Origin of the sequence: Massilia glaciei, from assembly GCF_003011895.2 — a bacterium.
Lineage (GTDB): Bacteria > Pseudomonadota > Gammaproteobacteria > Burkholderiales > Burkholderiaceae_D > Telluria_A > Telluria_A glaciei.
This window is the reverse complement of the sequence record NZ_PXWF02000097.1, coordinates 1-8,759: the sequence shown is the minus strand read 5'-3', so window position 1 is coordinate 8,759 and position 8,759 is coordinate 1. Positions and strand designations below refer to the sequence as shown.

The 8,759-nt window shown below is 56.1% G+C and carries 7 protein-coding genes and 3 tRNA genes; 2 read left to right on the top strand and 8 right to left on the bottom strand.

The annotated features are described in order from the left end of the window. Positions 1–110: 110 nt before the first annotated feature. The 3 genes from C7C56_RS07330 to C7C56_RS07320 all read right to left on the bottom strand — a co-directional run bounded on the left by C7C56_RS07330 (position 111) and on the right by C7C56_RS07320 (position 432). Positions 111–185: transfer RNA gene (locus C7C56_RS07330), tRNA-Thr, on the bottom strand. Positions 186–235: 50 nt separating this feature from the next. Further along, positions 236–309, bottom strand: a tRNA-Gly gene (locus C7C56_RS07325). Positions 310–347: 38 nt separating this feature from the next. Next, a tRNA-Tyr gene (locus C7C56_RS07320) sits at positions 348–432 on the bottom strand. Between the two features lie 33 nt (positions 433–465). Here C7C56_RS07320 and C7C56_RS27995 point away from each other — a divergent pair. Further along, complete coding sequence (locus C7C56_RS27995) at positions 466–699, top strand: hypothetical protein (protein WP_146204328.1); 234 nt, start codon at positions 466–468, stop codon at positions 697–699. A 162-nt stretch (positions 700–861) separates the two neighbouring features. Here the strand turns inward: C7C56_RS27995 and C7C56_RS07315 are convergent, their stop codons facing one another. Together C7C56_RS07315 and C7C56_RS07310 are read right to left on the bottom strand one after the other, a co-directional pair. Beyond that, on the bottom strand, positions 862–2,442 hold the full coding sequence (locus C7C56_RS07315; RefSeq protein WP_307719033.1) for an HDOD domain-containing protein: 1,581 nt from the start codon (positions 2,440–2,442) through the stop codon (positions 862–864). A 10-nt stretch (positions 2,443–2,452) separates the two neighbouring features. After that, positions 2,453–4,036, bottom strand: a complete 1,584-nt coding sequence (locus tag C7C56_RS07310; RefSeq protein WP_106756801.1) for a DUF3369 domain-containing protein — start codon at positions 4,034–4,036, stop codon at positions 2,453–2,455. Between the two features lie 331 nt (positions 4,037–4,367). Here C7C56_RS07310 and C7C56_RS07305 point away from each other — a divergent pair, with 331 nt between their 5' ends. Further along, positions 4,368–4,871, top strand: coding sequence for a chemotaxis protein CheW (locus C7C56_RS07305; RefSeq protein WP_106756800.1), 504 nt, complete (start codon positions 4,368–4,370; stop codon positions 4,869–4,871). Between the two features lie 164 nt (positions 4,872–5,035). On the opposite strand, the gene C7C56_RS07300 is transcribed toward C7C56_RS07305, so the two are convergent. The 3 genes from C7C56_RS07300 to C7C56_RS07290 form a co-directional block, all read right to left on the bottom strand. After that, complete coding sequence (locus C7C56_RS07300; RefSeq protein ID WP_106756799.1) at positions 5,036–6,928, bottom strand: T6SS phospholipase effector Tle1-like catalytic domain-containing protein; 1,893 nt, start codon at positions 6,926–6,928, stop codon at positions 5,036–5,038. A 220-nt stretch (positions 6,929–7,148) separates the two neighbouring features. Beyond that, on the bottom strand, positions 7,149–7,739 hold the full coding sequence (locus tag C7C56_RS07295) for a DUF3304 domain-containing protein (protein WP_146204327.1): 591 nt from the start codon (positions 7,737–7,739) through the stop codon (positions 7,149–7,151). 3 nt (positions 7,740–7,742) lie between these two features. After that, on the bottom strand, positions 7,743–8,609 hold the full coding sequence (locus C7C56_RS07290) for a DUF4123 domain-containing protein (RefSeq protein WP_106756797.1): 867 nt from the start codon (positions 8,607–8,609) through the stop codon (positions 7,743–7,745). Positions 8,610–8,759 lie beyond the last annotated feature (150 nt).

The following is an 8,759-nucleotide window of genomic DNA, read 5'->3' as shown; positions in this document are numbered from 1 at the left end:
GTTCGAATTTACCTTTTGCCATTTTAGACTCCTAACGATGTTGAGAAATGCTCCAGGCACACGCCTGACGTTCTGTTTTGATTTGATGCGGACTTGCTGGTACTAAATTCTGGTGCCCTTTACGTGGATTGAACACGTGGCCTCTCCCTTACCAAGGGAGTGCTCTACCACTGAGCTAAAAGGGCAATTATGTGCGACACAAACATTAGTGCATCGCGGGTTTGCTGAGGTTCACTGGAGCGGGTGAAGGGAATCGAACCCTCGTCGTAAGCTTGGAAGGCTTCTGCTCTACCATTGAGCTACACCCGCGAGGAACTTCACGCCACTACTGCTTTCCTACAACAACTTGGTGGAGGGGGCTGGATTCGAACCAGCGTACACATAGTGAGCAGATTTACAGTCTGCCGCCTTTAACCACTCGGCCACCCCTCCGCGAGGAACCGCAGAGTATGAAGCAACTAAAAAATGCTGTCAACTATTTTTGCTGGAGCTTATCAAGCCAAACAGTTGGTGCAGTTGCTTCGGGGCGTGATTTTAACCGTAGCTGGCACGGTGTGCAAGGGGCTTTTGCATTGGGGTGTGGATATGGGGGTTTTCGGTGGTGGTGGTGGCGTGTTTTGCGCGCAACAGGTGCCTGCTGCGCGCCCAGCCTATCCCATACTGGGCGTACAACGTTCCGCCGTCCGTTTCCTGGCCTAAAGGCTCGGATTGCGCGGCTTGGGACACTCAGTATGGGTTCCCGCTTTCGCGGGAAGTCATGTCCGCCAATGACGGAAATGACGGTTTGGCTGGTGCTGGGGCTAGGGCTGGTGCGCTGCGGGTGCGGCGCGGGGGCATATTTGCGGGTGTGCTCACGGCGGCTTAGGGCATCAGCGCGACGAGGACCTGCGCCTTGAGCGCCTTGATCAGCGCGCTCTCGTCGGGCGGCACGCCCTCGGGCGCGGTGTGGACCCGGTCGGCGTAGAACAGGCCAAGCTGCACCTTGCCCAGCACCAGCGGCAACACGATGAAGCTGCGCGCGTCGGGCAGCAGCGCGCGGTGCCAGGCCGGCAGCAGCTCGGCGATCTTGGGCGTGCCGGCGTCCGAGATCATCAGGTCGGCGTCGTTCTGCATGGCCAGGTGGAACAGGTCGCGCGACGGCGCGATCGGGAACGCGAAGCCCTCCTTGCGCCGCGCGTGGTCCTCGCCCAGCGCCACGCGCGCGCGGAACTGCTCGTTGCGCACGTCCTTCAGGCACACCGTCGCGAAACGGAACCCCATACTGCGGTACAGCGTCTCGAGCGTGGCCAAAATCAGCTCGTTGACCCGGGCCTGCCCCGAGGCGCGCATCTGGGTCACCTCCTGCACCCCCGCCAGCAGCAGCGCGCGCGCGTTGACCGGCTTGCCGCTCGGGTGGTTCGCCTCGATCGCGCCGCCGCCCGTGTCCAAGGTCGCCAGCAGCAGCTCGCTTGGCAGCCCGAAACCGGCCTCCCCCTCGGCTTCGGCCGCGGCCGCAGCCGCGGCGGCAGCGGCGGCCGGCGCGGGCGTCTTGGGCAGCGGTTGCATGCTCATGCTTTGCAACAGGTTCTCCATCTCCGCCCCGACCTTGGCGAACACCATCCCGATCTGCTCGGCGTCGATCCCGAGCGGCTTGCCGAAACGGGCCAACAACGCATCGACCTCGGCGCCGGCGGCGGGCGCGCTGGTGCGCGCCATCAGGCGCGCGGCGTCGGCCGCGAACCGCACGCTCTGGCGCGTCCACTCGGCGCGCCCCTGCGCCGCCTTCTGGCCGGCGGCCGGCGGCGCCAGCGCGCGCACGATGACCTCCGGAATCTGCCACTCGCTCAGCACCGCCTCGGCCAAGGACTCGTAGCTGCAGCCGAGGATCATCTGCGAGGCCTGGGCCAGGCTGTACCTCCCGCCCGCGGCCAGGGCCGCGATCTCGCGGTAGCGCTCATGCTCGTGGGTCGCCACCAGCAGCGGCCCGAGGTTGGCGAACAGCGCCGCGATGGCGGCCTCCTCGGCCCCGCGCTGCGGATTGAGGCGCGCCAGTTCGCGCGCCACCAGGCTCGCGCACAGCGACGCCTCGAGTTCGATCCGCACGCTCGCCGCGTGGCTCGCGCTCGAGAGCGCGTCGACCAGCAGCATGCCGAGCGCGGTGGTCTTGACGTTGTCGAATCCGAGCAGCGAGATGGCGCGCGAGACGGTCGTCACCGAGGTCGCCGACAGGTTGTGGAAGCAGGCCGTGTTCGACAGACGCAGGATGCGCTGGGTCAGCGCCACGTCCGACAGCACGTAGTAGGCCAGGATGTCGGGGCCCTGGTCGTCGGACGAGGCCAGCTGCACCACGCGCGCGACCGAGCCGCCGAGGGCGCACATGTCGGCGCCGCCGCACACCTTGCGCATGAGCGCCTCGCGCACCTGGCGCGGGTCTGCGGGCTGGCCGGAGGCGTCGGTGTCCACGGCTTGCGGCCTAGTGTTCGGCCCCGAACGAAGACGGCGGATCGTTCTCGATGACGTCGAGCAGCGCGTGCACCACGTCCGGATCGAACTGGGCGCCGCTGCGCTCGCGGATGTAGGCGATCACGTCGCTGAACGGCCACGGCTCCTTGTACGGGCGGCGGTGCAGCAGCGCGTCGAACACGTCGACCACGGCGACGATGCGCGCCGCCAGCGGGATGGCGCGCCCGGCCAGGCCGTCGGGGTAGCCGCCGCCGTCGTAGTGCTCGTGGTGGCCGCCCGCGATCTGGGCGCCGTAGCTCAGGTAGCTGACGCCGTCGACCATGCGCGAGGCGCGCTCGAGGATGGCGCGCCCGATCGCCGCGTGGGTCTGCATCACGCGCTGCTCTTCGAGCGTGTGCGCGGCCGGCTTGAGCAGCACCTGGTCGGGCGTGGAGACCTTGCCTACGTCGTGCAGGATGCTGGCCAGCCCGATCATCTCGAGCAGCTGCGGCGTCAGTTCGATGTCGGACGAGCCGCGCTCCCTCATGCGCGAGGCGATGCGCGAGCACAGGTCCTGCACGCGGCGCACGTGGCCGCCGGTGCCGTTGTCGCGGAACTCGGCCAGGTCGGCCAATGCCACCACGGTCGCCTCCTGCGCCTTGCGCAGCTGGCCGAACATGTGCAGGTTGTCGAAGGCGGCCGCGATGCGCTGGCAGAACACCTCGAGCAGGTCGCGCTGGATCGCCGCCAGCGGCCAGGGCGGCGTGACCGAGATGCACAGCTCCTGGTCGCCATGGGTGTGGATGAAGAGGACGTTCTCGGGATGCTCGAACTGGCTGTGCTTTTCGCGGAAGGCCTTGCTGATGGCCGGCAGCAGCGGATGGGCCGGCGGCAGCACGCCGTCTTCGGCCAGCCCCGCGTAGGTGCCGGTGGCCGCGACCACGGTCGGCGCGCCGGCGTTGGCGGCCATCACGCACAGCACGCCGTCGGCGCCGACATCGAGGATCGCGCTGACCTGGTTGAGCACCCCGGAGGCGAACTCGCGCAGCGATTGTACGTGGTACAGATTGGTCGCGCCGGCCAGGATTTTGCCGAGCCCGATGCGGCTGCGCTCGAGCATCATCAGGCTCTCGTAGGCGCGCAGGGCCGAGATCACCGTGGTGAACAGCTTTTGCGTGGTCAGCTCGGTCTTGGCCTTGTAGTCGTTGATGTCGTATTCGATGATCACGCGCTGCTCGGGCGCCTGCCCCGGCTGCCCGGTGCGCAGCACCACGCGCACGATCTGGTTGTTGAGTTCTTCGCGGATGCGGCGCGCCAGGATCAGGCCCGCGTCGTCGGTCTCCATGACGACATCGAGCAGCACCAGCGCGATGTCGGTGGTGTCGCGCAGGATCGCGAAACCCTCCTCGCCGGTGTAGGCCGAAAACAGCTCGAGCTCGCGGCCCTTGAAGCTCACGTTGCGCAGCGCCAGCCGGGTGACGGCGTGCACGTCCGGATCGTCGTCGACGATCAGCACCCGCCACAGCCGCTGGTCGAGACCGGCCGCGGCGGCGCCGGCGGCCGGCACGTCCTCTTCCATCAGCCAGTTCTCGTCGTCCGGGATCGCTTCGGTCATACGTGCTCCTAGAGGGGAGTCTTACATCGTTGGCAAAATTGCCCTGAATGCCAAAAAGGCCGGCGCCCGCGCTGCCATGCGAGCTGGCGGCGCCGGGAAACCGGATTCTGGTCTTATTGCCATCACCCCTTGATTCTCACTAATTATTCACCACAAATTATTAAACAATGCGCGGCCCAAGTCTAGTCCCCACGCAAGGTCTATTTTTACAGTCGCATACGCGCGCGCTCGTATTCCATCGAAGACTCTGTTACTCTGTGCCAATATGTGGCAAGTGTCCTCGCAAAAAATCGGAGCAGGCCCCGCCGCCATTTCTGACCAGGAAAACACCATGCAATCACACTCGTCCCAGGGCTCGGCCCACGCGTCCGGCAAGGAAGTCGCCGGCAGCGAATTTCTCGCCTTCACGCTCGGCTCGGAAGAATACGGGATCGACATCCTGAAGGTGCAGGAGATCCGCGGCTACGAGGCGGTCACGCGCATCGCCAACGCGCCGGAGTTCATCAAGGGCGTGATCAACCTGCGCGGGATCATCATCCCCGTCATCGACATGCGCATCAAGTTCAAGCTCGGCACGCCGGTGTACGACCAGTTCACGGTGGTCATCATCCTCAACATCAGCGGGCGCGTGATGGGCATGGTGGTGGACTCGGTCTCGGACGTGACCACGCTGATGCCGGACCAGGTCAAGGCCGCGCCGGAGATGGGCACCGCTTTCAACTCGGATTATCTGGTCGGACTCGGGACCATCGACGAGCGCATGCTCATTTTGGTCGATATCGACAAGCTGATGTCGTCGGGTGAGATGGGGCTGATCGAGAATCTGGCGACTTGAGCGGGGTTGCGGCGGCCAGTGGGGCGCTGGGTTTGATGCGTGATTTCGAGCTCGATCATGGCGGCGCCATGACGGTTTTCAGCAGGGCGATGTGACCGCTGTTGGGGCTGCAATCCCAGCAACTCGATCGTAGGTGTTAGATGTTACGCGATGCGCTATGCCAATCAAGCAATGTTTCGATTCGTCTCACTTTGATTCGCTGGATCTAATTGCGCATATGCAAGTTTTTCATCTCCACCGACATAAACTACTCTTGGATCCGAAGGCAAAGTCGAATCTTTTCCAAAACCAGCCAACGAGTCATGTATGTAATTATCAAAAAATCCAATTATCACCTCATCTCTCAATCCTTGATCTTTTATGAACTCATTTTCATATGCTTCAATCAGGACCTTGTAATGAGGGCGAAGTGAGGCTCGATTTGGCTTGAATTCGCGCCTATAAGAATCAAACTCTGGATGAAAAACAAGATCATAAATTCTTTGCGCATCCAACATTAATTGCTTATCATAAATATCAATAATTTCTGGCAAATTATCTGTGTTCGGAAGAGATAATAACCTTGCCTTGGCTTTAAATACCCCATCGACCGCCCTCCTTTGCTCCAACCCAGCTGCTATAACGTTTTTTTCAAGTTCCGTTAAATGAACTCCATTTTTCGCCCTCCCTGCCTCTTGTAAGAAATCTTCTCGGTTCCAATTTGCAACTGCAAGTTTGCCTCCCGCGTGTGCTTCTTTTGCCTCCAGTTGCTTAATTTCCTGTTGCAATTTATAACTTTCAGCCTTGAAACCTACACTTGCCTGCCTTATTCTGTTTGCCTCAGTTATATCACCGTTTCTCTTCTTACGGATTGAATAAAAACGCCACGCATAGTACAACCTCATATGCAAATTTAACAAACTACCCATGTTTTTTGCAGTTCCAACATGACTTAAATAGTATTGATAGTCCTTGACGACCTTATCATCAACCGCGAAATCCACTTTCGTATCATCACTCCAACAGGTTGACGGATTCAATGGAACGCCACTACCCAAAGCGAATCGGTACATATCTCTAAGCGGAATAAGACCTATTTTTGTCTGAAATTTCTCATTTTTTCCTCCCTCCCCAGGTCGATAACTACCACCAACATCCGAATGTACACCCGGATAAATATACTCATAAAACTTGCTTGTTTTTTTGTACCGACCATTCTTCTCAATTTTACTTATACTATCAACTGGAAAGGAATTTCTGATTTCGTGGGCTGCTATGAAATGTCTTACGTCTTCTACCATATCGGGAATTTGCAAACGATCGCCATAACGACGATGGCCATCATTTAAACCAGGCGCTGGATCTGCACCAGGAACAGCACGTGCGGCAAATGCCAACACCTCTGGCCGAGTGTTTTTATAAGATTGTAGTCTCGTAGAAATGTGACTTTTTATGGTCCCGGCGATAGCATCAATCATGCCCATGTTATTAGAAGCCATCGCAAGTCCCGATGACGCCACGGTATCAAATAGCCCCATGAAACGTATCCGTACGGGGTAGCCTCCATTTTTCATGCTCCATTTCCCTTTGGTCATTTCTTGACAGCGTTCCTTGACGAAATCATGTATAAACGCGCGCGCAAGTGCAGCCCCGCGGCTAAATCCAAACGCGGCAATATTGATTTCCACAATAGCATTTGCAGGATTTCTAGCAAGCGCAATGTGGCGAGCCATTTTTTCATCAAAATGCCTTGAAGCCCAATCCAAACGATCGGTTCCCAAATCTCCTGCACCGAGCCCCAATACCGTACCTCCAGAATCCTTGATAGCCTGAAAATATGTTCCAATTCCAGGCACATATATTCGATATATTCCTGAACTTTGATCATCCGTTTTTTGCTCAACCCCACCGTTATCTTCATTACCTCTATGCGCGCGGTATAATTTTGCGATGTTGCTGTGCTTTAGTGTCCCGATATCAGCATCAAGATTATTGCCCGTTCCATCGAAGAAAAAACTGAACCAAAGTGTTTGTACGCATGAAAAAGAGGAAACGCCAGATCGACAATTGTTTTTCATGCTAGCGGCTAGGCAGGGAAGCTTTGGATTAACGTCAACTATGGGCGGCGAAATTACTGGAACTTGTACTCCTTCACCCGAAGCTTCTTGAAAACGTATTGCCGTTTGCCGGAGAGGTGGCGCTAACGTATCACCGACACTATTTTTTTTGATTTTTTGGCATTTTTAAGAAGTTAAAATTGGCGCGGCAAAGATCAGTGTCTTTTCGTAGCATTCAAAATTATTCCGGTTTCTTATTATTCAAACACTGCCTGTAAGGAGATCTATCCTCACGGTCTTTGCTTAAGATTAAACGAGGTGGTGAGCTATATTCAGTTATTGCTGCCTCGGCATGTCCGTCTGGGAAAAAGTGAACCTCAAAATAGCGCGGGTTATCGGGTATCGAAGGATTTATATGTACTTCAATCTCCTTGAAGACGGGATGAACTTGAAAAAGTGTTTGCCCACCCGAATCAATTATTTCGTCGAATCGACAGCCACCCACTTGCCAACGAATCATAGTTTTCCAAGCACCGGCCCCAATGATATATGGCACACAACAAACACTTCCGCCACCGCCTCCAAGGGGGCCGCTGACATATAGGTTGCCACCCCCTTGGCCATCCACACTAAATTGATCGATATAGCGATTAGTGTAGTTATATCCCGTCAACGTTAACGATATTTGCGTCCCCATTGGTTTAGCTGCACTCATTTCACTACCTGCGGCGTCTATTGGTCGAAATTCACACGCTACCATTGCCAGCATCAGTAGAATCGCTGAAATTATCGATAAATATCGATGAAACAGCCAATTAATTTTTGCTTTCATAATTTAGAGCCCTAATTCATTTTGTTGAGATTCTATCTGTGCCACCGCCGTAGGGAGGTCTAATTTCCCTGAACTAACTTCATTAAGCGCAGCAGCCCAAATTTCTTGTTTAGAGAAGTATTCTCCATACAATAATGCCAAAGCACAGTAGAGCGCGATCTGGTAAACCTCCAATATTCCAACGAGACGGGCAGCCCGCATGTGACGCAGAATAAAATCATGGCGGGTAATTGTGGGTAGTCCTTGAAATTCTTTAGGTACGTTTTCTTCTAATAGCTGAGCAATTTTATCGGGCTCAGCGGCGTCGACTAAAGCATTTAATTGCTGTGATGATATTTGCAAAGGAATTTCGTTAGAATCGCTTCCAAGATAAACAGCTTTGTAATGATGTAGTTGGCCTTGACGCGTAACCAACCACCAATTGTCAGCGACACTTAGGAACGCTTTTTTTTGTGGAACCGACAATATGGAAACGAGATTTTCAAAAACTCGCCCATCAAAAAACCGAAGAAATATGTCGGTGTCATTTGGCAGCGATGCATCAAGGCGCGCTGTCAGCCTTTGTGCAAGCTCAGTTATTGGTTCAGGTGAAGCCAAGAAAAGGATGCTTGACGCATAGGATCCTTGCTTGCAAAGCCATTTCAAGAGCATGCGGTGTTCGTCGTCAACTTTGAATAACAGCGGTGCAACTAGCATTGCACCTTCGTCTTTGGAATTTGCAAACAAGCTAATCCACGTTGCCTTTCGTTGGTCTAGTTTTTTCGCCAACCCAGGCACTCCCGCATGATCAACCAAGGCGTACAGTTCTCCGAAAGGAGCAGATGAGTGATCACAACGCCGCAGATCTATTATATTTTGATAATTTAGCATTTTATTTTAAGACAAAAGGTGCGCCTGCTAGACGGGCCTTGCGCAGGCAGTCAACGCATACAGACCTGGGTAGTGCCGGAAGTGGATAATCAATTCGTTCCGCGCCAGCGAAACTCTTCTTCCCTGCATGAATGGTGATCTTCCCCGGGC

What these genes read in the sequence shown, in the direction of transcription:
- C7C56_RS07295 (WP_146204327.1), bottom strand. Translation starts at nt 7,739, where the DNA reads ATGAAAGCAAAAATTAATTGGCTGTTTCATCGATATTTATCGATAATT.
- C7C56_RS07300 (WP_106756799.1), bottom strand. Translation starts at nt 6,928, where the DNA reads ATGAAAAACAATTGTCGATCTGGCGTTTCCTCTTTTTCATGCGTACAA.
- C7C56_RS07305 (WP_106756800.1), top strand. Translation starts at nt 4,368, where the DNA reads ATGCAATCACACTCGTCCCAGGGCTCGGCCCACGCGTCCGGCAAGGAA.
- C7C56_RS07310 (WP_106756801.1), bottom strand. Translation starts at nt 4,036, where the DNA reads ATGACCGAAGCGATCCCGGACGACGAGAACTGGCTGATGGAAGAGGAC.
- C7C56_RS27995 (WP_146204328.1), top strand. Translation starts at nt 466, where the DNA reads ATGCTGTCAACTATTTTTGCTGGAGCTTATCAAGCCAAACAGTTGGTG.
- C7C56_RS07290 (WP_106756797.1), bottom strand. Translation starts at nt 8,609, where the DNA reads ATGCTAAATTATCAAAATATAATAGATCTGCGGCGTTGTGATCACTCA.